Genomic DNA, 20,877 nt, shown 5'->3' with positions numbered 1-20,877 from the left:
GTTCATCCATCCACGCATGGCGTGGATCTACCTGGTTGCCCCACCCGACGTGATCAGTCGCCCAGATCGGCCAGTACCCTGCGCGCGGGCGCGAAGAAGGTCACGCCGGTGGTCGCTGTGGAAAAATCGAGGATACGGTCATGCAGCGGCGCCGGATTGCCGATGAACATCCGCTCCAGCATCTTCTCGATCACCCACAAGCGGCGCGAGTAACCGATGAAGTACGTGCCGTACTCACCGCGCCCCGGGTTGGCGAATGGCATGTTGTCGCGCAGGATCTCGTGCTCACCATCGGCATCCTCGATGGTGCACAGCGTCTTGTGCGACTTCTGCGCCTCGGCCGGAGCATCGTCCAGCTCGATGTTGTCGTGCTTGGTGCGTCCGATGATCGCTTCCTGCGCTTCGGTCTTCTGGGCACGCCACGCATCAAGGTTGTGCAGGTACTTCTGCACCACCACGTAGCTGCCACCGGCATGGTCGGGATCTTCATCGCCGACGATGGTCGCCTCCGGCAATGACAGGCCTTCCGGGTTGGCAGTGCCGTCGACGAAATCCAGCAGGTCGCGCCCGTCGAAGTAGCGGAAGCCGGCCACCTCATCAGCGGTTTCCACGGCGTCGCCGAAGGCCATCAGCAGGTTGCGTTCAAATGCCACGATCAGGTCCATCGTGCGCGCGCGGATGTGGTACAGCAGGTCGCCCGGGGTTGAAACCGCCGTATGGGTGGCACCTTTCACTTCCTGGAACGGCCTCAGCTCGCGCGGCGGCGCGCTGCCCACCAGCGGTTCCCACACGCGGTGGCCAATGGCCACGTTGCAGGTGAACGTGCGCTCGATATCGCGGATGGCGGTGTTCTTGATCAGGTCGTCGGTACTGCCCAGTACCTCGCGCACCTTGGCCAGCGATGCGTCATCGTCCTTCACCGTCAACACCAGGAACGCGGCCGAATGGGTCAGCGGCGCGGTGATCTGCTGCGGCTCGTTGTCGAGCGTGTGGTTGAGGGCGGTGATGGGTGCGGGCTGGGCGTTCACGGCAGTTCCTGCTGGCTTGAGGCGGGCACATCGCATGCGGCGATGTGCGGGCGATCATAGCGGAACGGCATTGCCGGCGACGGAGCGGTTCTCAGTTCGCGGTGGTCAGCCGGCGCGCGCCAGCCACTCATCGGCAAGCACATGTGCCTGCTGCCCGCTGTCGGTGATCGAGTACTCCGGCTGCTGCAACCACCACTCCCCGTGCCACTGCGGCTGCATGTTTCCGCGCAGGTAACGTTCGACGCGGAATCCTCCGCCGGCGCGGTGGATGCAGGCCAACCGCGTGCGGTCCAGCGAGACCACGGATGCCTGCAGCTGCCAGCCGTCCGCAGCATTGCGCAACAGATTCGCCCCGGCGATCTCGATCACGTCCATGCTGCGATTGCTCTCGGGTCACTGTGAGCTGCCGTGGTGTGCACCACGCAGGCGGCGATGTACGGTTCCATCGGTCCATTGTAGAGGCAGCGCGAGCCCACGGCAGCGCGCTGCTGGCTGCAATCAGGTGGTCGCACTCCAAACCGCCAGTTCATAACCATCCAGATCGCGGAAATGGAAGCGACGGCCGCCAGGGAAGGCAAATACGGCCTGCACGATTTCGCCGCCCGCCGCGAGGATGCGTTGCTGTGCATCGGCCAGGTCCGCACAGTAGAGGATGACCAGCGCGCCGCCGCGCGCATGCACTTCGGCATCGGCGACAAAGCCGCCTTTGAGGCGGCCATCATCGAACTCGGTATAGGCTGGTCCGTAGTCGGTGAAGGACCAGCCGAAGACCTGCCCATAGAACTGCTTGCTGCGAGCGATGTCGGCGACGTTGAATTCGATGTTGTCGATGCGGCGTTCGGCATCGGCGTTGTTGGCATGGCTCATGGTGCAGCTCCGTGGTTGGAACGTGCAGCATCGGTCAGCGTCGAGCCAGGGTCTTGAACGAAACGGCCATCAGCGTCCCCATTGCTAGCGCAGCGCGCTGGCCGTCAGGCCGGCAAGCTCGCGGGTGTCGCGGCTGAGGTGGGCCTGGTCGGCATAGCCCGCCTCCACGGCCAGCATCGCCAGACGTTGCGCGGGCTGGGCCTGGCTGCAGCGCAGGAACCGCTGCAGCCGCAGGATCCGCTCCAGCGACTTTGCCCCGTAACCGAACTGGCTCTGGCTGAAGCGACGCAGGGTGCGCGGGCTCATTGCCAGCTGCTCGGCAAGCGCATCAATGCCTGTGGCGCCGGTGGACAGGTGCGCGAACAGTGCACGGGCACGCCGTGTGTGGACGTCCATTGCTGGCGCGGGCATGTTCCTGTGCAGGCTGTCGGCCAGGCATTGCAGGCGCTGGTCCGGTGCGGCGTCGGCAATCCGCGCTGCAGTCCGTGTCGCCCAGCGCACGTTGAACTCGGTCAACGGCACGGCCTGGCCCACGATCTCGCTCAGATCAATGCCAAGTGCGGCCGCGGCCTGACCCGGCCGGAAGCGCGCGCCGAGCACCTGTGCACCGGGGGCCAGCACCGGGTGCGCAGCCACACGGTCTGGGCCAACCACGAACAGCACGCCATCACGCCAGAGGATGTCCACGCAGCCATCGGGCAGCACGGTGATGCTGCCGCTGGCATCGGCTGACAATTGGCTCTGCCAGAGCTGACCGAACTGCGCGCGCAACAGCGAAGGCGCCCGATGCTCCTGGTAAGCCGTGCCGGTGCCCGCGAGTGTGGAGGGTTCGCCCATGCCCCATTGTGGCAAAGCGGCGCCGGAAAAAGAGAAGCCCGGCGCAAGGCCGGGCTTCGGTGGCGTGTGGGAGAGAGGTCACACGCCAGTTACACGCACTAACGACAGAGCGTTTCTTACCAGGTGAAGCGCGGACCCACGAACCACTCGCGGTCGCCGGCCTTGGCCAGCTTCACCTCGCCACTCACGCCCCAGTTCTGGTTGAACTTGGCGGTGGCGCCGACGCGGCCGTAGAACTCGCCGTCCGGGTTGATGCCATGCTTCTTGCTGTAATCCTCGTAACCGGCCAGGGCGTAGCCTTCCAGGTACGGGTTGAACGCGGTGCGCACACCCACTTCGGTGGAATAGCCGTTGAAGTCCAGGCCGTGCTTCATGTCGAACTTCTGGTACGCAACGCGAGCCACCAGGTCGGTGTTCGGTGCGATGCCGTAGTTGTAGCCGGCACCGATGCGCCACTGGGCGACATCATTCTTGAAGGTGTCGGTTTCCTGCTTGCTGTAATCACCGAAGACATGGAAGTTCGGGTGCACGGCAACCGAGCCCTTCACGCCCCAGCCATCGGCGTCGCCGCCCTTGGCATCGGTGTTCACGTAGCCGCCTTCAACGTAGTTGTACGACAGGCCATCGGCAGCCGATGCGGCGAACGGCAGCGCGGCCAACAGACCCAGGGCAAGCAGCGAATTCTTGATCATCGGGATACACCTTTAATTATTTTGGTTTTGCCGAACGCCCCTCGGGAGGGGGAGAGAGAAGAGGCGTTCGACAGGTGTGAATTATCCGTTTGTTGATGAAATCGATGCTGAATATTGTACTGACCGGTACATGAATGAAGTTCCGGTTCAGGGAACTCCTCTGCCGCCAGGCATGCGCCGAAAAGTGAGCTTCGACGCCGCACACCTCACTCGCCCGGCGCTTGCAGAGGCAGGTCGACGCGCGTGTCGCCAACTTCGTCAGCGACGATGAGCCGGCGCACACGTAGTTCTTCCGCGTCCAGGGAGCCATGTTGGGAGCGCGCGATTGCGATCACTGCAACGAGCAGCAGCGCCACCAGCATCGATAACGCCGCGACCATCCAGATCAGTCGTCGGATGACAGGGTGCAGATCGGCGTTGCGCGCAGCGTCTTCCATGATGAATAGCGATCCTGTTCAACGTTTGGGCGCACATCTCCGGTGCCGCTGAAAGCGTCGCAAGCAGAAGCCCCGTTCCACTGCCGCTGCACGCGCATGCGCCGGTAGCCGGGCCACGTCTGATCGTTGAAGCCTCGATTTCCCGGTCTTTTTCCGCAGATGTGATTGAAGCGTCGGCAGCGCTGCCTGAACCGGCGGCGATGCAGTTCAGCTCGCTTGCTCTCGCTTGTTAAGGCAGCGTCATCGCTCACTCTTCACAGCACATGCACGTCTTCCAACTGCAGCTGAAAGCACTTGGTAGCGCCGGGAACAAACGCCGCTATATTCCAGCTTCCCCAGACGAAGGAGGGAATGCAATGAACCTGAACCCGCAACATTTGAAGATGGCCCGCGCACTCACCGTAGCGATCATCGCCACCGTAAGCCTTGGCGCCTGTGCCACCTACAAGGAAGAGTTTGCATCGATCAACTCACGCCTCGACCAGCTCGACGTGAAGGTGCAGGGTGCGGCGCAGAGCGCCGAGTCCGCCAACCAGTCCGCACAGCAGGCCAACCAGCGTCTGGATCAGATCGAAGGCCGCGTCCAGCAGCTTGAACGCGTGCCCGGCCGCAAGCCGCGCGGTTGATGCTTCCGCGTTGTTCGTAACAAGCGTCTGACAAGGGGCCGGTGACCGTTGCTGGTCACCGGCCCCTTGTTTTTCGAAGCCTTTCAAGGAGTTTCCCCATCCGTACGCACTCCTCTCCTGCGATACGTGCCCTGTGTGGCGCGCTCGCCCTGGCGCTGGCATTGGGTGGCACCGGCGTCGCCAGTGCCAGGAATGCTGCTGCGCAACCGGCGGCGACCGTCGATGAGCTTCCATCCGGCCAGGAAGTGTCCGACACCGTGATCGAACTGGCCGGCTGGGTGGTCGCGAGCAAGGACAACCAGGGCTATCCGTTCGCGATCATGGACAAGGCGGCCGCACAGGTGCTGGTCTTCGGCGGCGACGGCAAGCTGCGCGGTGCGGCGCCTGCGCTGTTTGGTTCGGCCATCGGCGACCATTCCGCACCCAACGTGGCAAAGCTCGCATTGAGCGCGATTCCGGGCCATGACCGCACCACTCCGGCGGGCCGCTTCATTGGCGGCTATGGCCCGTCCGAAGACGCTGGGCGCGTGCTGTGGGTGGACTACGATTCCGCTGTCTCGATGCACCCGCTGCCGCCCGGCACCCCGAAAGAGAAACGCGCCGAACGGCTGGCATCCGCGTCGCCGGACGACAATCGCGTTACCCACGGCTGCATCAACGTCTCATCCGAGTTCTACGAGCAGATCGTGCATGCCACCTTCGAGAAGGGCGGTGTGTTCTACGTGCTGCCGGACAAGGACTCGATTGCAGAGACGTTCCCGGAATTCGCGCAGAGTCGCGGTGATGCAAAAGGCGATGAGGGCAAGCGCAAGCGCCACGGCAGCGACTGACGCACCACGGTGTTCGCTGGCAGACCGTGGCGCAGACTGCGGCGGGACCTGCAGGAAGAAGCAGAACCGGAGGGCTGTCAGAGCTTTCCGGCCGCCTCGTACCGCGACACGCCCTGTTCGACCACACGCTGCAGCTCCTGCAGCAGCGCCGGGTCCCACGCATCGAAGTTGAAACACGATTTTCCCTGCATGTGCTTTTTCAGGGCAGGGCTTATCCCTGCCAGCAGTTCGGGAAAGTCGTAGACCGGCATGAAGTGGAATGCATGCCGGCGACCTGACACCTTCACTGCGCCGACGAACTGCGCCTTGCCCTTGGCATCCACCTTCAGGGAATTGGCATAGAAATGGCCGTCGTCATCGTGCACGACCGAGAGCTTGTGCTGGTAGCGGTGCAGCAGGTCGCGCAGTGCACCGAACAACGCGGGCGCGGCCGCAGCGTCTTGTTTGTTCATGGGATGCCCCCGGGTCGGAACGCGCTGGTCGGATCTTGCCGGAATATTGCGGGATGAGCCTATCATCCTGCCCGTACACGCAGGGGACGTCTTGTGACCCGTTTTGAATCGCTATGGAACGCATGGCACTGGAACCCGATCCGCAATTGTCCGGGACGGTACACGTTTGTGCCTTCGCCCTCATCCAGCACCATTGAAGACCTTCTGGGCGCGGAGGTGGACGTATGCGAGTACGCCGTCACTGGGGTCCGGGATCCGGTTTTCGTCGGCCTGCTGGCCGATGGGGCAGGCATCATCAGCTATGCAAAGGCCGGTGGCTTGTTTGTGCATACCCTCAATACGCCCGCCGGCATGCAACGCAAACTGGCTTCGCTTGGCATTGAACCCGCTGCGGTTGGCAACCGCTGATCTCAGCCCTTCTGTCGTCATCGGCCGCCTGGGGCATCCGCGCGAACGCGGCAACTACGACCCGTGTCGCATATTCCTCGAACGCCGGGGGACTTTGCGCCGCCATCGTCTGCGGTTGTTGAACAGCATGCAAAAATGCCGAAAGCGTCTTTGATCATGCATTGATTGCAACTCTTCTAATTGGCGTTGCGTAGCGACAGCGGTACAGATGACGGGCCATCGAAAAAGGATGGCCGGGCATCGAAAACCCGTGAGATCACACACGTTGTTTACGCTTGCCGGCCGGCGTCACCCCGCGTGGCGCCGGCTGGCAATCCGTCTGCCGGCCATGGCGGGCGGAGCGTGGAGGCCTTGTGCCTGCCGGACTTATGCGTGATCTCCCGGTTTTCGAGCCACGTCTCCGCCCGCCACCTTTGTGTGGCGGCTACCGTCTGTCCTGCACGGAGCCCCAGCCATGACCACACCCGACGTCCCCCACCTGCATCCGCATCATCCGCCCGCCAACGCCGATGACCTGCCCGAGCACGCGCCCAACGCCGGTCCAAACGCCTTCATCGCCACGTTGAATCGCATCGGCAAAGGCGCCGCTGCCGATGGCCAACCCTGGCCCGAGCGCCATCAGATGCCGGGCCGCCGCATGGCGCTGGCCGATGCCGATTGCGCGTTGGCAGGCCTGCGCATTGCACTGGAAATGCTGCTGGCCGCCGAACGCGTGCGCCAGAACGGGCCGGACGAGGAATACGTCGGTGACCGTGTGATGGAAGGACTGATGATGGCGTGCCTGGCGATGACCGCGCAGGTCAGCGCACGCATGCGGCCGGATGGGTGATACAGCGAACATCGCCTGCCATTCCGCGAGGCATGGCCCGGCGCTACTGCGGGCGCCACATCACTCGCAGAGCGCGCTGTCTTCCTTCAACGCGGCATCCTGCAGTGGCTTGCGTTGTTCGATCCGCTCACGTTGTTCCGCCGTCGGCTCGCCCAGCCACCACACACGGCAGCGCGCGGTAAGACGGCCGACCATCTTCGACTGATCGGGCGAATACAGCATCGCCAGCGCGGTGCCGGGGCAGTCGTGGGCCTGGCAGGCGGTATAGAACCACCACGGTTCGCCCTGCAGCACCAGCAGCTCGCCGGGCCCGCTGGGTCCGCTCAACAGCCGTTCGCGCAACGAAGGGATCTCCTTGTCGCTGGATTCGGCTGCCACAGTGTGCTTCATCAAGGCATCGAACGCGGCCAGCACCTTCGGGTCCTTGCGGCCGCAGTCGTCCACGGTGTTGCCGCCGACCAGGGTGAAGAAGTGGGTCGCCAGCGGGTTGTCCGCACAGGTCAGCTCGACGGCCGGCGGCGGCGGTTCGCTTTCCGGCTCGCCTTCGTTGTCCCACACCGAAGGATCCACGCCGTCTTCGATGGAGGGTTCGGCGTCGTCCACGGTGGCGGTGGCAGCCTCTGCAGGCGCAGCGATCGCAGGTGCTGCGGGTGTGGCCGTCGTAGCGATCGATGCGTCCGGTGATTGACCACAGGCCACCAGCAACCCAACCGCCAGCGCCACACACGCATTCCGAACGTTCATTGCCAACCCTGCTCCATCCATGGGGAGTGCACGCGCCCGCTCATGCGGTACGCACCGATGGGCGTGATTGTACCCATCATGCCCACCCATGGCGGTAGCGACCCGCAGGCCGCTACCGTTGTGCCGGTCACGGCGGCAGGGTTTTCTGCACGCTGATCTGGACCCCCTGGTTGTCGCGGCTGCTGCTGTCGAGCTGGTTCAGGTACTCCGCCCGCAGCGACCATCCCTTCATGGTCTGCAGGCCGATGCCTGCACCCAGCAGCATGTGGTTGCGCGACTGCTGGTCCAGCGTTGCGCGGTAGACCGGGCCGGACATCATGTCCACATAGCGCATCAATGCCTGGCTGGAGCCCTGCATGTCGTGGCTGAACTCGGCGCGCAGCTGCGGCGTCCACATGCCGTAATCGCGCTTCACCATCCACTGCGCCAACAGACCGGCGGTACCGGTGCGGGTGTTGACGGTCTGCCGCTGGTAATCCAGCGCGTACACCGCATCACCCTGCTCCTGGTATCGATCGAGAGTGGCGCGGGCAAGATCCAGCCGCGCGTACGGGGTCAGCAGCAGGCTGTCCATGCGCGCCTGGTACCCGGTGGAGAACGAGGCGAACCACTGCTTGCCATCACGGCTGCCATGGGCGGTGTTGCCGTTGTCGGTGATGAAACGGCGCGCATCGAAGTTCAGCAGCTGGTACCCCAGCAGCGCATCCACATACACCGCGCGCCCGGGGTGGTAACTGCCGTAGGCGGCCATGCTGTAACTGTCCACCGTACTGCGGCTGCCCTTCTGGCCGATGTCCGATGCATCGTGGCCATAGCCGATGCCCACGCCCAGCGTCAGCGCCGGTCCGAACTGCTTGTCCGCACCCAGGCTGACACCGGATGTGGTGAAGTCGATGCCATCACTGCCGGCGCCGGGCTTGAGCGTGCCGAAGTTCACTGCACCGCCGGTCCAGAACGCGAGACCGTCGGCGCTGGTGTTGCTGGCCGGGGCTGCATCCAACGCCGCCACATCAGCTGGCATCGACACCGCTTCGGCATCGGACCCCATGCCTTTCCTCAGCAGCTCGGTGGGTTCGGTACGACGCTGGCTGCTGGCCGAGCCGAGGGTGATGCCATTGCTGAAACCAGCACGGTTGCCGCCCGCACGCAGGCTCTCCAGGCGGCGCTGGAAGTTGCCGATCTGGCCCATCGCCATGCGACGCGCGCCTTCGGCCTGCGCCTGCAGGATGCCCAGCACTTCGGCATCACGCGATGGGTCGCTGCGCGGCTTGACCATCACATCGACGGTGCCCGGTTCGGATACCGCGAACGCATTGCTCAGCGTGTAGCTGATGCGCACCGCACCGCCGAATGCCGCCGCCGAGGTGAACACCAGCGAGTAGCTGCCAGCACTGCCGGTGATGGTGGCCGTACCGGCCTCGGCCGGTGATACCGACACTACGCTGGCGGCGGTGAACGGACCGCCACGTGCGCTCGTGGTCAGATCGACGGTAACCGCCGCGCCGGCAATGGCCGTGGCCGTCAGTGCCGGGGCCACCGGGCGCGGGTTGACCGTCACCGTGACGCGGGCAGGTGCGGATGCACCGAAAGCGTTGCTGAGCGTGTAATCAAAGCCCACCGCACCGGATGCATCGGCGGCAGCGGTATAGACGATCCGGGTGCCCTGCACCGCGACCGTACCCGACGTGGGCGCTGCGACCACCGCAACCGCCGTGAACGGGCCATTGCTTGCACCGGCATCGGCCTGCACGGTCACCGAGCGGCCCGCCAGCACCGTGGCGGTCTGTGCCGCTGCCACCGGCACTGCCAACGCGGTAACGGTGACGCTGACCGTGGCCGGTGCCGAGCTGCCGCCTGGACCGGTGGCGATGTAGGTGAAACTGTCATTGCCGAAGAAGTTCGCTGCGGGCGTGTACAGCACCTGCAACCCATTGACCGTGGCCACGCCATGGGCCGGCGCCTGCGCCACCGCAATGCTGGTGATCGGGCCGGTGTCATTGGCGGTCACTTCGATGCTGACCGGTGTGTTGGCCGTTGTTGCCGCCGTCTCATTCACCACCACCGGCACCGGCTGGTTGACGCCCAGGGTGAAGGCCTGGCTGCCGCTGAAACCGAAGCTGTCGGTGGCGGTGAGCGTGGCGTTGTAGCTGCCGGCCGCAGTGGGCGTACCGCTGATCACGCCCGCACTGCTCAGTGCGATCCCCGGTGGCAGTGCGCCTGCCGAGAGGGCGTAGCTGAAGCCACCGCTACCACCGCTGGCCGTTACGGTCTGGCTGTAGGCCACGCCCACCTGGGCACCGGCCAGGGTGCTCTGGTTGAACACGATGACCGGCACACTCACCACGACGGTGTACGCCTGGTCGCCGCTGAAGCCGAAACCATCGGTCGCGCGCACGGTGAACGCATAGCTGCCAACGGTGGTGGGCGTGCCACTCACCGCACCGGCACTGCTGAGGCTGATGCCCGATGGCAACGTGCCGGTGGTCAGGCTGAAGGTGTAGCCGCCATTGCCGCCGCTGGCGCTCAGCGTCTGGCTGTAGGCCATCCCGCCGCTGGCGGCCGGCAACGTGGCCGGGGTCAGCGTGATCACCGGTGCGGCCACGACGAAGGTATAGGCGCGGGTACCGGTGAAGCCCAGGCTGTCGGTAGCCACGACCGTGAAGTTGAAGGTGCCCGCCGCCGTTGGCGTACCGGACAGCACACCGGTGCCGCTCAGGTTGAGACCCGACGGCAGTGCGCCGGCCGACAGGCTGAAAGTCGTGGCGCCGCTGCCGCCGGTGGCCGTGATCGCCTGGCTGTAGGCCACGCCTGCCGATGCCGCAGGCAACGTGGCGGGCGCGACGTTCAGGATCGGCGCCCCTACGATGAGGGTGAAGCTGTGTGCACCGAAGAAGGGCGCACCGGTGCCGGTGCTGCTGTCGGTGGCGGTCACGGTGAAGTTGAAGGTGCCGGACGCGGTGGGCGTGCCGGCGAGCACGCCTGCCGGGTTCATCGACAGGCCGGCCGGCAAGGCGCCAGCGGTGATCGCGAAGCTGTAGGGCGAGGTGCCGCCGCTGGCCGCGAAGGTGTGGCTGTAAGCCGTGCCGCCGGTCGCGTTGGCCAGGGTATCGGCCTGCACCACCACGCTGCCCACGCCCACGCCGCCGCCGTAGCTGCGGCTACCGGTGAAGCCGCTGCTGTCAGTGGCGGTCACCGTGAAACTGTAGGCGCCTGCGGCCGTCGGGGTACCACTCAGCAGGCCTGTGCTGCCGTTGAACGACAGACCGGCCGGCACCGCACCTGCGGTAATGGCATAGGTGAAGGTGGTCGGCTGGCCCGACGATGCCGTGATGGTCTGGCTGTAGGCAACACCCACTACGGGCACCGCCAGGATGGACGGCGCCACGTCGATCGTCGGCGCAGCGATACTGAGGATGTAGTTGCTGCCTATGCTGAACGGCGCACCGGCACCGGTGGTGCTGTCGGTGGCGCGAACGCTGAAGGGGAAATTGCCGGCCACGGTGGGCGTGCCGGACAGCGTGCCGGTGGACGACAGGCTCACACCATTGGGCAATGCGCCTGAGGTGATCTGGTAGACATATGGCGCGGTGCCGTTGCTGGTACTGAACGCGATGTTCAACGGTACGCCGGCGGTGCCGACCAACGTTCCTGCCGCAGGCGCCAGGGTCAACGTGGGCGGATTCACGGTGAACGCGTAGGTACGGAGGCCGGTATAGGGGCCGGTGCCGGTACTGCTGTCGGTGGCGGTCACCTGCGCCGAGAAGACACCGGTCGCCGTGGGCGTACCGCTCACCACACCCGTACTGGACAGGCTGATGCCTGGCGGCAGCGAACCGCCACTCACGGTGTAGGTGTAGGTGCCGCTGCCGCCGCTGGCGGTCAGGGTCTGGTTGTAGGCCGTGCCCGCACCCGCAGCGGGCAGGCTGGCCGGATTGACCGTGATCGCTGCTGCATTGACCGTCAGCAGCAGCGTGCTGCTGCTGGTGCTGACCGGCCCGCTGCCACCGCTGCTGTCGGTGGCGGTAACGGTGAAGGTGAAGCTGCCGCCGGCGCTCGGTGTGCCCGACAACGTTCCGTTGCTGCCAAGGGTGATACCTGCGGGCAGCGTGCCCGACCCCAGGGAGTAGCTGTACGGTGCGGTGCCGCCGCTGGCGCTTGCCAGCGATTGACTGTAGGCCACGCCTACGGTGGCTGGCGCAGGATTGGTCGGGGCATAGCTCAGGGTCGCCGCGGCGATGGTCAGCGTCAGCGTGCCACTGGTTGCCGAGAACGGGCCGGTGCCGGTACTGCTGTCGGTAGCGCGCACGGTGAAGGTGAAGCTGCCGTTGGCCGTGGGTGTGCCGGCCAGCGTGCCGTTGCTGGCCAGCACAAGGCCAGCCGGCAGGGCACCAGAGGCAAGCACGTAGCTGTACGGCGCGCTGCCACCGGCGGCGCCGACCAGCGGCTGGCTGTAGGCCACGCCCACCGTGCCTGCGGCCGGGTTGGCCGGTGCATAGCTGATGACCGGTGCGGCCACGGTGATCGTTACCGTGGCCGGCGTGGACGTACCGCCGGCATTGGTGGCGGTGTAGGTGAAGCTGTCCGGCCCGGCGTAGCCGGCCGCGGGTGAATAGGTGATGGTGGTGCCGCTGGCCGTTGCGGTGCCATGTGCCGCTGGCGAAGCGACGGCTACCGAGGTCGCCACGCCACCACTCAGGCTGAGCGTGATCGGGTTGCCGCTGCTGCCATAGGCAACCGTCGCGCTGACCGGACCGGCGACGGGCGGCGTCACGGTCTGCACGTTGATGGACAGATTGGCGGCCGAGAAGAAGGGCGTCGGCGTGCTGCTGTCGGTGATGCGCACGGTGAAGTTCTTCACGCCCAGCACCGTGGGCGTGCCGCTGATGGTGCCGTTGCTGGCCAGGGCCAGGCCGGTGGGCAGCGTGGTGCCGGCGTCCAGCGCGTAGCTGTAGGGCCCGGTACCGCCCGATCCTGTCAGCGTGAAGGAGTAAGGAGTGCTGATGGTCGCTGCGGTGGGCGTGTTGGTCACGCTGATGGTCGGTGCCGCTATGGTGACCGAATAGCTGGCCGTGCCGGTAAGCGGCGTAACCGCGCTGTCGGTGGCGGTGATCGAGAATGCGAACGTGCCTTGCGTGGTGGGCGTGCCGGACAGCGTGCCGCCGCTCAGAGTCAGTCCGGGAGGCAGCGCACCGCTGGTGACCGCGAAGGCATAGGGCGAAGTACCACCACCGCCGACCAGCGCGGTAGCGGGATACGCCGCGCCCACCGTGCCGCCGGGCATCGTCGGCGGTGAAATGGTGATCGGCGACGTCGCCGCCTGGATGTGCACGGTCACGGTGACGAAATTGGTACCCGAGCCGTCGTCGAAGGCGAATGTGTCGGTGGTCGCAGCGCTGCCGTTGTGGCTGTAGGTGATTTCCGAGCCGGCATGATTGGTGACCGTGGCCGTGCCATGCGTGGCCGCCGTGGTGATATCGCCGATGCCGAAACCTGGAAAGCCCTGGCAGGACGTCGCATTGATGATGATGGTGCCGCCGGAGGCCATCGGCGAGCCGGCACTGGCATTGGGCGGGGTGAACACGGTGCAGGCCGCGTGCGCGATGCCTGGCGCGGCCAGCAACAGAATGCACAGCAGCAGGAAAGCCCCGAAACGATCCAGGACACTACGGCCGAGCCCACGGGGCATCGCGTCGCGATGCTTCGACTCTGCGTGGCACATGTTTTCCCCCTGCGTGCCCGCCTTCCCGGCGGACCTGGCGCCTCGCGGCGCGGATGATGGTGCCGCCGTGGCCGCGCGCGCAGCCACGGTACCGGTATTACCGCCAGATAATCTTTTGTCCTTGCCTGACGGTGCCGCCCCGGGTCTCCCCCCCGTCGGCCAGCGCGCCATTTTCACTCCAATGGCAAGGCACTTGTCAAGACCCCGGTAAATGCGCAAGAGTTGCGCGACCGGCCAGGGGCTCGTGCCGGCACTAAATCTCAAGGGGAAAAAACATATGTCGACACCCTTTCTCGGGCAGATAATGCCCGCGGCGTTCAATTTCGCGCCCAAGGGATTTGCATCCTGCAATGGACAACTGCTGCCCATTACCCAGAACCAGGCGTTGTTTGCGCTGCTGGGCGTCTTCTACGGCGGCAACGGCACCACCAATTTCCAGTTGCCCGACCTGCGCAGCCGCACGCCGATGGGCGTAGCCAATGGCGCCGTGGGCGCGATCGGCGGGGTCGAGAATGTCACCCTGCAGACCGCGCAGATCCCGATGCATACGCATGGGTTCAGTGGTACCGGCAGCAATGGCAGCACCCGTATTCCCGCCGGCAACGTGCTGTTGGGCAAGACCGGCACGCAGAATGTCTACGGCGCTTCCGGCGGCACCCAGGTGCCCCTCAACGTACTGGACAACGCCGGCCAGTCGCAGGCGCATCCGAATCTGCAGCCGTATCTGGTGCTGAACTTCTGCATCGCGCTCAACGGTATTTTCCCCTCGCGCAACTGACCGGAGCTTCCGCCATGTCAACGCCTTATGTGGGCGAAGTCCGCCTGTTTCCCTACAACTTTGCACCAGTGGGATGGTTCGACTGCGATGGCCGTCTGCTGTCCATTGCCGAGTATGACGTGCTGTTCAACCTGATCGGCACCACCTACGGTGGTGACGGCGTCAACACCTTCGGCCTGCCCAACCTGAGCGGCCGTGTGCCGATCCACCAGGGCACCGGCAACGGTCTGAGCCCTTACGTGATCGGCCAGCTTGCGGGCAGCGAGTCGGTCACCCTGACCGGTGCTCAGTTGCCGGCACACACGCACGCCTTCAATGCCGTGAACTCCGCAGCGAGCTCACCCGCGCCGGGTCCTGCCCTGCAGTTGGGTTCGGTCAGCGGCGATACGTTGTACACCAGCAGCGTAGATGGCATCGGCAGTGGCAACCTTGCGCCGACCGCTGTTACCTACATCGGCGGCAACCAGCCGCATGAAAACACCATGCCTTCGCTGGTCGTGCGCTACTGCATCGCCTGGGCCGGCGTCTATCCGTCGCAGAGCTGACGATCACCCTCAGGCTAAAAGGACCTGCACCATGAGCGATCCCTTCATCGGCGAGATCCAGATCTTCGGCTTCACCTATGCGCCTTACCAGTGGGCGATGTGCCAAGGCCAGCTGATGCCGATCCAGCAGAACACCGCCTTGTTCTCACTGCTGGGAACCACCTTTGGCGGCAACGGCCAGACCAACTTCCAGCTGCCGAACTTCGTCAACAACATTGCGTGCGGCCAGGGCAGCGGAGGCGGCCTTTCGCCACGCACGATGGGCGAGACATTCGGCGAAAGCAGCGTGACCCTGACCACCAATGAGATTCCTGCGCATACCCACGGCGCACGCATCTACAACCAACCCAACAAGGCCCTGCGCAGCGGCATCCCCGCCGCTGGCAATGCGTTGATCACGCCGGAATCGGTGACGATCCTCGCACCCACCAGCACCGCCGACAGCGCCTATCCGCCCACCACGGTCGGTATGGCCGGTGCCAATCAAGCGCATGAGAACCGGCAGCCGTACCTTGCGTTGAACTTCTGTATCTGCCTGTCCGGCGTGTTTCCGCCGCGACCGTGAGCACATTGGCAGCGCTGGCCTTCCCCACGGTGCGGGCCAGCTGGCTGCCGGCAACGGGGGAAGCGCCCGCAACGGGAACATGCTGGCGCGAGGCCGGTGACGAGGATCTGCCGTTCTTCCGCCAGTTGTATGCCGATACGCGCGCGGCCGAACTGGCCGCCGTGCCTTGGCCGGATGCTTTGCGCCAGCAGTTTCTGGACAGCCAGTTCGCGCTGCAGCACCAGCATTACACCAGCCATTACCAGCCTGCGCACTACCTGCTGATTGCCGACAACGGGGGCGCGGTTGGGCGTCTCTACGTGCATCACGACGGGCGCGTGGCCACGATCATCGACATCGCGCTGTTGGATCGCGCGCGTGGGCGCGGCATCGGCTCGGCCCTGCTGCGGCATGTACAAGGCAAGGCGCTGGACGAGGGCCTGCAGGCAGTCGTGTTGCATGTGCAGAAGGGCAACGACGCGGCACTACGGCTCTATCAACGCCTGGGCTTCCAGACCGAGTCCGACACCGGCAGCCATCTGTTGATGCGCTGCCCGCTGCCCGTGCTCAGTTGATGTGCTCAGTTGAACAGGGCCTGGTAGATGAAGCCGCTGCGATCACGGGCGATGGGCACCAGGAAAATGCCGAACTCGCCCATTTTGTCGTGCCGCATGAGATAGGTGCGCTGCGGGAACAGCACCGCCGATTCATGGCGGAACAACAGCGAAAACGGTTCACGTACCTCGCCCACCCGCGCGTGCTGCTGCAGCGGCGCGGCCTCGACCAGCACGAAGGACGCACCTGTATTGTCGATATCGACGTTGAAGGTTTCGTTGAGATGACCTGCGAACTGCCCCAACTGGAAAAAGTGCATGTGTCCCCCCGGTTAGGATGGAGCATGCCCAAGGTGATGCCGGCTTTCAATATGTCGCTGCCCATGCGCTTGGCCCTGCCCGCCATTTTTCTGCTCGCCCCGCTGCTGATCGCACAGCCTGTGCGGGCGCAGAACGCTGTCGCCCCCGCAGTGCAGAAGCTGCCTGCCGACGCGCCATTACCGCCGGAGCTTGAGCGCGTGCTTCGCGATTACGAACAGGCATGGCACAACGGCGATGCAAAGGCATTGGCAGCGTTGTTCGCCGAGGATGGGTTTGTTCTACAAAGCCAGCAGGCGCCGGTGCGCGGACGTGCTGCGATCGAGGCGGCGTACACCGGCCAGGGCAGCAGCCCGCTGCGGCTGCGGGCGTTTGCCTACGCGACCGAAGGCAGTACGGGTTACATCATTGGTGCGTATACCTATGGCAGCAACGTGGGCGATACGGGCAAGTTCACGCTGACGCTGAGGCGCGTGGACGATGGGCCGTGGCTGATTTTCTCGGATATGGACAACAGCAACGCGGCGCCGCGGCCGCGGTGATCGCATTCCGCCGGGCATGGCCCGGCGCTACCGCGCCAACCAGGGTTGGCAGCTACCACAAGCGGGTTCCGTCATGGATCCACGCCATGCGTGGATGGATTGCACAAAAAAACCCCGGCGCATGGCCGGGGTTTTTCGATTTACTTGAACAACGTGTCCGGATACTCCGGTTTCTGTTCGCGTGCCAGCAGGGCACGCAATCCTTCTTCCGGGGTCTGCTCGCCGTGCAGCACGGCGCGCACGCGGTCGGAGATCGGCAGGTCGATGCCATGACGGCGTGCCTGTCGCATCACTTCATCGGCGGTCTGCACCGATTCAACCACCTGGCCGATTTCGCGGATGGCATCCTGCAAGGTCTGCCCACGGCCCAGCGCGAGCCCCAGGCGGCGGTTGCGTGACAGGTCGCCGGTGCAGGTCAGCACCAGATCGCCCAGTCCCGCCAGGCCCATCAGCGTTTCCGGCTTGGCACCGATTGCGGCGGCCAGGCGCAGCATCTCGTTCAGGCCACGGGTGATCAGGCCGGCACGGGCGTTGAGGCCCAGCTGCATGCCATCGGCAACGCCGGTGGCCACGGCCAGCACGTTCTTCATCGCACCGCCCAGTTCCGCACCGACCATGTCGTCGCCGGTATAGGCACGGAAGGCCGGGCCGTGCATCGCCTCGGCCACCGTCTGCGCGAATTCGGGCACGTCGCCGTGCACGGTGATCGCGGTCGGCAGGCCCAGGGTCACTTCCTTGGCGAACGACGGCCCGGTGACGACGGCCAGCGGCACGTCCTCACCCAGCACTTCGCGCGCTACTTCATGCAGGAAGCGGCCCGAACCAGGTTCAAAGCCCTTGGTGGCCCAGGCCACGCCGGCACCGGCCGGACGCAGCGGCGCCAGCGCGCGCACGGTTTCGCCGAACGCATGCGACGGGGTCACCACCAGGATCCAGGCGGCGCCCTGCACTGCCGAAGCCAGGTCGGTGGTGGCACGCAACGATTCGGGCAGCGGAATGCCCGGCAGGTAACGCGGATTCTCGTGGCGCTGGTCGATGGCTTCGACCACGGCGGCATCGCGTCCCCACAGCACGGTCTGGCGACCGTGCCGTGCGAGCAGCGTGGCCAGCGCGGTTCCCCAGGAACCAGCACCGAGCACGGCAATCTTGTCAGCGGTAATGCTCATCCGTGACGTCGCGGCCGGGATCAGGCGTTGCCGACCGGCTCGGAGTCAGCCAGCGACGGTGCGTCGCCCTGCTCCTGGCGCTGGCGCAGGGTTTCTGCGTACAGGCCTTCGAAGTTGATCGGCTGCAGGAAGAACGGCGGGAAGCCGCCGGCCTGGATCAGGTCGCTGACCAGCTGGCGCACGTACGGGAACAGGATGTTCGGGCACTGGGTGCCGAGCAGCACGTCGATGGACTGCGGGTCCAGGCCGACCAGACCGAACACGCCGGCCTGCTTCACTTCGGCCACGTACGCGGTGCGCTCGCCGGCCTTGCAGGACAGGGTCACGGCCAGCACGACTTCAAAGGCATTCTCGCCCAGACGCTGGACCTGCTGGTTCAGGTTGAGCTGCAGTTCCGGCTGCACCTGGTCGTTGAAGATCGACGGCGCATTCGGCGACTCGAAGGAAACGTCCTTGACGTAGATCTTCTCGACGGTGAACGCGGGGCCGGTGGCGGCATCGACCGGCGCGACAGCGCCGTTGGTGGTCTCTTCGGACATTTCCAGTAACTCCAGTGAATGCAATGAAAACGAGGGTCGAATTACTGCGATGGGGGCGGCGCCGGGCTCAAACAAGGCCGCTCGCGCCACCGCCTGGGATCAGTTGCGGCCCTTGACCAGCGGCAGTTCTGCCTGCTGCCACGCCGGGATGCCGCCGTCGAGCACGAAGACCTTCTCGAAACCGGCCTTCTTCAGTGCCTTGGCGGCAGTTTCGGACGCATTGCCGCTGCGGCACACCAGCACCACGGGCGTCTGCTTGGCGTTGGCCACCAGCTTGTGGTCGGCGCCGAATGCGCTGGCCTGGGCGCTGCGGCTGCCCGCGATATGGCCCTTTTCAAAGTCGGCGCTGGGCGACAGATCCACCACCACCGTGCCGCCCGCGTTCATCAGCTGGGTCAGTTCGGCGGGCTTGATGCCCTTGAAGCCACGGAAAAGGCGGCGGATTTCGGTGACGATGAGGGCCACGGTCAGGCCGACCAAGGCCGCAGACAGCATCGGGTTTCGGCCTGCGAAGGCCAGCAACTCTTCGTAATTCACTCAGGTCACGGGTCGATTAAGCGGGCGCCGATTGTCGCACAAGCCGGCGCCGGCCCGTCACTGCCCCTGCCAGAGGTCGGGCAGGCCGGCACTTTGCCACCAGCGCTTGGCTTCCGGATCCCAGCGCCAGCGCTCGGTGACCACCACGGTGCGCTCGGCCTGGGTGTTCTGGTTGATCACCCCGATTTCGACCCGGCGTTCGACCTGGCCGCCATCCAGCGCTGCCGTGCTGCGCTCGCGATAGGACGACACACGCAGCTGGGAATAGCGGTTGAGCTCGAACTCGGTGGGCGGCTTTTCCTTGCGCAGCTTGGGGTCCAGATAGGCGATGGCATCGTCCATGCTGCCCCAGCGGATGGTCGCGCCGTAGGCGATCTGGGTCTCTTCCAGCATCTTGCGCTGCTTGCGGGACAAGTCGTCGGCGGCAGCACCGGCAACGGCGCTGACCAGCAGCAGGGAACACATCAGGAACTGGATGAGGCGGCGCATCGGTGGTTTCCGCAGGGCGTCAGCCTGCCATCCTACCCTTTGGTGAAGGCAACGAAGCGACCGCTGAATTCGGCGGCTGCCTTGCCATCGGCGGCCGGCTGGCGGGCGACGATGCTGATGCGGGCCTTGCCGCGCTGGCGGAAGGTGGCCAGGAAGGTGTCCCAGCTGCTGCCCTCGGCCACCTCGGCGTGGGCGTGCAGGTCTTCGTACACCGGGGCCAGGTAGCGCAGGTTGCTGTCGGCCACGTAGACCTCGGCATCGTGACCGGCCAGGCGCAGGCGCAGGCTGACCAGTGCCCAGCCGGACAGCGTGAGCACCGAGGCCAGGCTGCCACCGAACGCGTTGCCCTTGTCGTTGACGTTGGCCACCAGCGGCGCGGTGATGCGCAGCACGCCGTCGGCATAGCCATCCAGGCGGATCTGCATCGCGCGTACCGCGGGCATGCAGTCCAGCACGTCCTGCAGGGTGGCAAGCGAAGAGGTCAGGGCATCAACAGCCATCAGCAGCAACCACGACAACAAAGGGCCCGCATAATGACGGGAATGGCCAACCATACGATACCCACTGGCTGGACCCTGATCTCGCTGCGCCCGCAGGGCCAGCACGCTGCGCTGCGGCATGCCGCGGCCGCGCTGGGAGGCTGCACCATCGCACTTTCACCGTGGCGGCTGCAGCGGCTGCAGAGCGTTGCTGCACAGCAGCAATTGAAACGGGCGCTGACCAGCGATCGGGTGGTGTTCACCAGCCCGGCAGCGGTGGCAGCGGCGGCAGGTCTTCTGCCGCTGGCCGCTGCCCAGCGCAGCCCTTGGCTGACGGTCGGTGAAGGCACCGCGCGGGCCCTGCTCGCCCACGGCGTCGCCGAGGTTCACGCGCCGCAGCGGATGGACAGTGAAGGGCTGCTGGCGCTGCCGCTCTTGGCCGAGGTGCGCGGCATGCAGATCGGGCTGGTCACCGCACCCGGTGGCCGTGGCCTGATCGCCGCGGAACTGCAGGCGGCAGGCGCCCGGATCACCCGTGCCGACGTCTATCAACGGTTGCCACTGCGCCTGTCGCGGCGCACTTTGGCGCGATTGGCTCAGTTGCCGGCGCCATGGCTGCTGGCCATCAGCAGTGGCGAGGCCCTGCAGCGCCTCTGGCAGCAGTTGCCTGTCGTCTGGCAGCAGCGGCTGCAGCAGAACAGCATCGCGCTGGTGGCCAGCGACCGACTGGGTGCACAGGCGCAGGCGCTGGGGCTGGCCCGCGTGGTGCGCAGCGAAGGCCCGACCACCGATCAGTTGATCGCCGCCGCACACGCCGCGCTCACCGGCCCGGCAGCGACCTGAACAGGCACCCGGTGCCCGCTTGCCGGTGTCGTCGGCAACAGTGATGCTGTGCACAACGCTGCCTGCCGGATCCC

25 protein-coding genes are annotated in these 20,877 nt (G+C 65.6%); 10 read left to right on the top strand and 15 right to left on the bottom strand.

All coding sequences use genetic code 11. From position 1 onward, the window contains the following. Positions 1-53 precede the first annotated feature (53 nt). The 6 genes from ACVOLJ_RS14270 to ACVOLJ_RS14245 form a co-directional block, all read right to left on the bottom strand. Complete coding sequence (locus tag ACVOLJ_RS14270; RefSeq protein ID WP_481564414.1) at positions 54-1,028, bottom strand: Dyp-type peroxidase; 975 nt, start codon at positions 1,026-1,028, stop codon at positions 54-56. A gap of 105 nt (positions 1,029-1,133) precedes the next feature. After that, a complete protein-coding gene (locus ACVOLJ_RS14265; RefSeq protein WP_481564413.1) occupies positions 1,134-1,403 on the bottom strand; it encodes a hypothetical protein in 270 nt (89 codons plus the stop codon). Between the two features lie 123 nt (positions 1,404-1,526). Next, the gene (locus ACVOLJ_RS14260; RefSeq protein WP_481564412.1) at positions 1,527-1,895 is read right to left on the bottom strand and encodes a VOC family protein; all 369 of its coding nucleotides are present in this window, start codon (positions 1,893-1,895) and stop codon (positions 1,527-1,529) included. An 84-nt stretch (positions 1,896-1,979) separates the two neighbouring features. After that, positions 1,980-2,732, bottom strand: a complete 753-nt coding sequence (locus ACVOLJ_RS14255) for a DUF6597 domain-containing transcriptional factor (protein WP_481564411.1) — start codon at positions 2,730-2,732, stop codon at positions 1,980-1,982. 116 nt (positions 2,733-2,848) lie between these two features. Next, positions 2,849-3,421 carry an OmpO family porin gene (locus ACVOLJ_RS14250; RefSeq protein WP_475281201.1) on the bottom strand — a complete coding sequence of 191 codons (573 nt, stop codon included), beginning with the start codon at positions 3,419-3,421 and terminating at the stop codon, positions 2,849-2,851. Between the two features lie 209 nt (positions 3,422-3,630). After that, positions 3,631-3,861, bottom strand: a complete 231-nt coding sequence (locus ACVOLJ_RS14245) for a hypothetical protein (RefSeq protein ID WP_481564410.1) — start codon at positions 3,859-3,861, stop codon at positions 3,631-3,633. 356 nt (positions 3,862-4,217) lie between these two features. Between ACVOLJ_RS14245 and ACVOLJ_RS14240 the strand changes: the two genes are divergently transcribed. Together ACVOLJ_RS14240 and ACVOLJ_RS14235 are read left to right on the top strand one after the other, a co-directional pair. Next, positions 4,218-4,487, top strand: a complete 270-nt coding sequence (locus tag ACVOLJ_RS14240; protein WP_475281165.1) for a hypothetical protein — start codon at positions 4,218-4,220, stop codon at positions 4,485-4,487. Between the two features lie 149 nt (positions 4,488-4,636). Further along, entirely contained in the window at positions 4,637-5,317 is a 681-nt protein-coding gene (locus tag ACVOLJ_RS14235; protein WP_475281200.1) for a hypothetical protein, read from the top strand. A gap of 77 nt (positions 5,318-5,394) precedes the next feature. Here the strand turns inward: ACVOLJ_RS14235 and ACVOLJ_RS14230 are convergent, their stop codons facing one another. Next, positions 5,395-5,769 carry a hypothetical protein gene (locus ACVOLJ_RS14230; protein WP_475281164.1) on the bottom strand — a complete coding sequence of 125 codons (375 nt, stop codon included), beginning with the start codon at positions 5,767-5,769 and terminating at the stop codon, positions 5,395-5,397. Between the two features lie 93 nt (positions 5,770-5,862). Between ACVOLJ_RS14230 and ACVOLJ_RS14225 the strand changes: the two genes are divergently transcribed. Together ACVOLJ_RS14225 and ACVOLJ_RS14220 are read left to right on the top strand one after the other, a co-directional pair. After that, complete coding sequence (locus ACVOLJ_RS14225; protein ID WP_475281163.1) at positions 5,863-6,177, top strand: hypothetical protein; 315 nt, start codon at positions 5,863-5,865, stop codon at positions 6,175-6,177. Between the two features lie 454 nt (positions 6,178-6,631). Next, on the top strand, positions 6,632-7,006 hold the full coding sequence (locus ACVOLJ_RS14220; RefSeq protein WP_475281162.1) for a hypothetical protein: 375 nt from the start codon (positions 6,632-6,634) through the stop codon (positions 7,004-7,006). Positions 7,007-7,066: 60 nt separating this feature from the next. Here the strand turns inward: ACVOLJ_RS14220 and ACVOLJ_RS14215 are convergent, their stop codons facing one another. Both ACVOLJ_RS14215 and ACVOLJ_RS14210 read right to left on the bottom strand, forming a co-directional pair. Continuing rightward, positions 7,067-7,750 carry an Ivy family c-type lysozyme inhibitor gene (locus ACVOLJ_RS14215; protein WP_481564409.1) on the bottom strand — a complete coding sequence of 228 codons (684 nt, stop codon included), beginning with the start codon at positions 7,748-7,750 and terminating at the stop codon, positions 7,067-7,069. A gap of 127 nt (positions 7,751-7,877) precedes the next feature. Next, a complete protein-coding gene (locus tag ACVOLJ_RS14210) occupies positions 7,878-13,436 on the bottom strand; it encodes a putative Ig domain-containing protein (RefSeq protein ID WP_481564408.1) in 5,559 nt (1,852 codons plus the stop codon). A gap of 310 nt (positions 13,437-13,746) precedes the next feature. On the opposite strand from ACVOLJ_RS14210, the gene ACVOLJ_RS14205 reads away from it, so the two are divergent. Genes ACVOLJ_RS14205 through ACVOLJ_RS14190 form a run of 4 tightly spaced genes read left to right on the top strand, consistent with a single transcriptional unit; the run spans position 13,747 to position 15,911 of the window. Continuing rightward, positions 13,747-14,247 carry a phage tail protein gene (locus ACVOLJ_RS14205; protein WP_475281159.1) on the top strand — a complete coding sequence of 167 codons (501 nt, stop codon included), beginning with the start codon at positions 13,747-13,749 and terminating at the stop codon, positions 14,245-14,247. A gap of 14 nt (positions 14,248-14,261) precedes the next feature. Continuing rightward, positions 14,262-14,792, top strand: a complete 531-nt coding sequence (locus tag ACVOLJ_RS14200) for a phage tail protein (protein WP_481564407.1) — start codon at positions 14,262-14,264, stop codon at positions 14,790-14,792. Positions 14,793-14,823: 31 nt separating this feature from the next. Further along, positions 14,824-15,357, top strand: coding sequence for a phage tail protein (locus ACVOLJ_RS14195; RefSeq protein ID WP_475281157.1), 534 nt, complete (start codon positions 14,824-14,826; stop codon positions 15,355-15,357). Continuing rightward, positions 15,354-15,911, top strand: a complete 558-nt coding sequence (locus ACVOLJ_RS14190) for a GNAT family N-acetyltransferase (protein ID WP_475281156.1) — start codon at positions 15,354-15,356, stop codon at positions 15,909-15,911. The genes ACVOLJ_RS14195 and ACVOLJ_RS14190 overlap by 4 nt, the downstream gene beginning before the upstream one ends. Positions 15,912-15,916: 5 nt before the next feature. Here the strand turns inward: ACVOLJ_RS14190 and ACVOLJ_RS14185 are convergent, their stop codons facing one another. Beyond that, complete coding sequence (locus tag ACVOLJ_RS14185; protein WP_475281155.1) at positions 15,917-16,210, bottom strand: DUF6916 family protein; 294 nt, start codon at positions 16,208-16,210, stop codon at positions 15,917-15,919. 63 nt (positions 16,211-16,273) lie between these two features. Here ACVOLJ_RS14185 and ACVOLJ_RS14180 point away from each other — a divergent pair, with 63 nt between their 5' ends. Continuing rightward, positions 16,274-16,750 (top strand): YybH family protein, encoded by a 477-nt coding sequence (locus tag ACVOLJ_RS14180; RefSeq protein ID WP_475281199.1) that lies wholly within the window; start codon positions 16,274-16,276, stop codon positions 16,748-16,750. A 140-nt stretch (positions 16,751-16,890) separates the two neighbouring features. Here the strand turns inward: ACVOLJ_RS14180 and ACVOLJ_RS14175 are convergent, their stop codons facing one another. The 5 genes from ACVOLJ_RS14175 to ACVOLJ_RS14155 form a co-directional block, all read right to left on the bottom strand. After that, positions 16,891-17,916 carry an NAD(P)H-dependent glycerol-3-phosphate dehydrogenase gene (locus ACVOLJ_RS14175; RefSeq protein ID WP_475281154.1) on the bottom strand — a complete coding sequence of 342 codons (1,026 nt, stop codon included), beginning with the start codon at positions 17,914-17,916 and terminating at the stop codon, positions 16,891-16,893. A 20-nt stretch (positions 17,917-17,936) separates the two neighbouring features. Then, a complete protein-coding gene (gene secB / locus ACVOLJ_RS14170; RefSeq protein WP_176019295.1) occupies positions 17,937-18,455 on the bottom strand; it encodes a protein-export chaperone SecB in 519 nt (172 codons plus the stop codon). A 99-nt stretch (positions 18,456-18,554) separates the two neighbouring features. Next, positions 18,555-18,992, bottom strand: a complete 438-nt coding sequence (locus tag ACVOLJ_RS14165; protein WP_481564406.1) for a rhodanese-like domain-containing protein — start codon at positions 18,990-18,992, stop codon at positions 18,555-18,557. A gap of 57 nt (positions 18,993-19,049) precedes the next feature. Then, positions 19,050-19,481: a hypothetical protein gene (locus tag ACVOLJ_RS14160; protein ID WP_475281152.1), complete on the bottom strand. Its 432-nt coding sequence runs from the start codon at positions 19,479-19,481 to the stop codon at positions 19,050-19,052. Positions 19,482-19,513: 32 nt separating this feature from the next. Beyond that, positions 19,514-19,981 (bottom strand): YiiD C-terminal domain-containing protein, encoded by a 468-nt coding sequence (locus ACVOLJ_RS14155; protein ID WP_475281151.1) that lies wholly within the window; start codon positions 19,979-19,981, stop codon positions 19,514-19,516. 33 nt (positions 19,982-20,014) lie between these two features. Here ACVOLJ_RS14155 and ACVOLJ_RS14150 point away from each other — a divergent pair, with 33 nt between their 5' ends. Beyond that, positions 20,015-20,803, top strand: coding sequence for a uroporphyrinogen-III synthase (locus ACVOLJ_RS14150; protein WP_475281150.1), 789 nt, complete (start codon positions 20,015-20,017; stop codon positions 20,801-20,803). The last annotated feature ends 74 nt before the right edge of the window (positions 20,804-20,877 follow it).

This window comes from Stenotrophomonas sp. STEN046, from assembly GCF_056759755.1.
The sequence above is the reverse complement of the archived record's forward strand: the minus strand, read 5'-3'. Positions and strand labels throughout refer to the sequence as shown.

What these genes read in the sequence shown, in the direction of transcription:
- ACVOLJ_RS14265 (WP_481564413.1), bottom strand. Translation starts at nt 1,403, where the DNA reads ATGGACGTGATCGAGATCGCCGGGGCGAATCTGTTGCGCAATGCTGCG.
- ACVOLJ_RS14260 (WP_481564412.1), bottom strand. Translation starts at nt 1,895, where the DNA reads ATGAGCCATGCCAACAACGCCGATGCCGAACGCCGCATCGACAACATC.
- ACVOLJ_RS14255 (WP_481564411.1), bottom strand. Translation starts at nt 2,732, where the DNA reads ATGGGCGAACCCTCCACACTCGCGGGCACCGGCACGGCTTACCAGGAG.
- ACVOLJ_RS14245 (WP_481564410.1), bottom strand. Translation starts at nt 3,861, where the DNA reads ATGGAAGACGCTGCGCGCAACGCCGATCTGCACCCTGTCATCCGACGA.
- ACVOLJ_RS14240 (WP_475281165.1), top strand. Translation starts at nt 4,218, where the DNA reads ATGAACCTGAACCCGCAACATTTGAAGATGGCCCGCGCACTCACCGTA.
- ACVOLJ_RS14230 (WP_475281164.1), bottom strand. Translation starts at nt 5,769, where the DNA reads ATGAACAAACAAGACGCTGCGGCCGCGCCCGCGTTGTTCGGTGCACTG.
- ACVOLJ_RS14220 (WP_475281162.1), top strand. Translation starts at nt 6,632, where the DNA reads ATGACCACACCCGACGTCCCCCACCTGCATCCGCATCATCCGCCCGCC.
- ACVOLJ_RS14215 (WP_481564409.1), bottom strand. Translation starts at nt 7,750, where the DNA reads ATGAACGTTCGGAATGCGTGTGTGGCGCTGGCGGTTGGGTTGCTGGTG.
- ACVOLJ_RS14210 (WP_481564408.1), bottom strand. Translation starts at nt 13,436, where the DNA reads ATGCCCCGTGGGCTCGGCCGTAGTGTCCTGGATCGTTTCGGGGCTTTC.
- ACVOLJ_RS14205 (WP_475281159.1), top strand. Translation starts at nt 13,747, where the DNA reads ATGTCGACACCCTTTCTCGGGCAGATAATGCCCGCGGCGTTCAATTTC.
- ACVOLJ_RS14200 (WP_481564407.1), top strand. Translation starts at nt 14,262, where the DNA reads ATGTCAACGCCTTATGTGGGCGAAGTCCGCCTGTTTCCCTACAACTTT.
- ACVOLJ_RS14195 (WP_475281157.1), top strand. Translation starts at nt 14,824, where the DNA reads ATGAGCGATCCCTTCATCGGCGAGATCCAGATCTTCGGCTTCACCTAT.
- ACVOLJ_RS14185 (WP_475281155.1), bottom strand. Translation starts at nt 16,210, where the DNA reads ATGCACTTTTTCCAGTTGGGGCAGTTCGCAGGTCATCTCAACGAAACC.
- ACVOLJ_RS14180 (WP_475281199.1), top strand. Translation starts at nt 16,274, where the DNA reads ATGCGCTTGGCCCTGCCCGCCATTTTTCTGCTCGCCCCGCTGCTGATC.
- ACVOLJ_RS14175 (WP_475281154.1), bottom strand. Translation starts at nt 17,916, where the DNA reads ATGAGCATTACCGCTGACAAGATTGCCGTGCTCGGTGCTGGTTCCTGG.
- secB (WP_176019295.1), bottom strand. Translation starts at nt 18,455, where the DNA reads ATGTCCGAAGAGACCACCAACGGCGCTGTCGCGCCGGTCGATGCCGCC.
- ACVOLJ_RS14160 (WP_475281152.1), bottom strand. Translation starts at nt 19,481, where the DNA reads ATGCGCCGCCTCATCCAGTTCCTGATGTGTTCCCTGCTGCTGGTCAGC.
- ACVOLJ_RS14155 (WP_475281151.1), bottom strand. Translation starts at nt 19,981, where the DNA reads ATGGCTGTTGATGCCCTGACCTCTTCGCTTGCCACCCTGCAGGACGTG.
- ACVOLJ_RS14150 (WP_475281150.1), top strand. Translation starts at nt 20,015, where the DNA reads ATGACGGGAATGGCCAACCATACGATACCCACTGGCTGGACCCTGATC.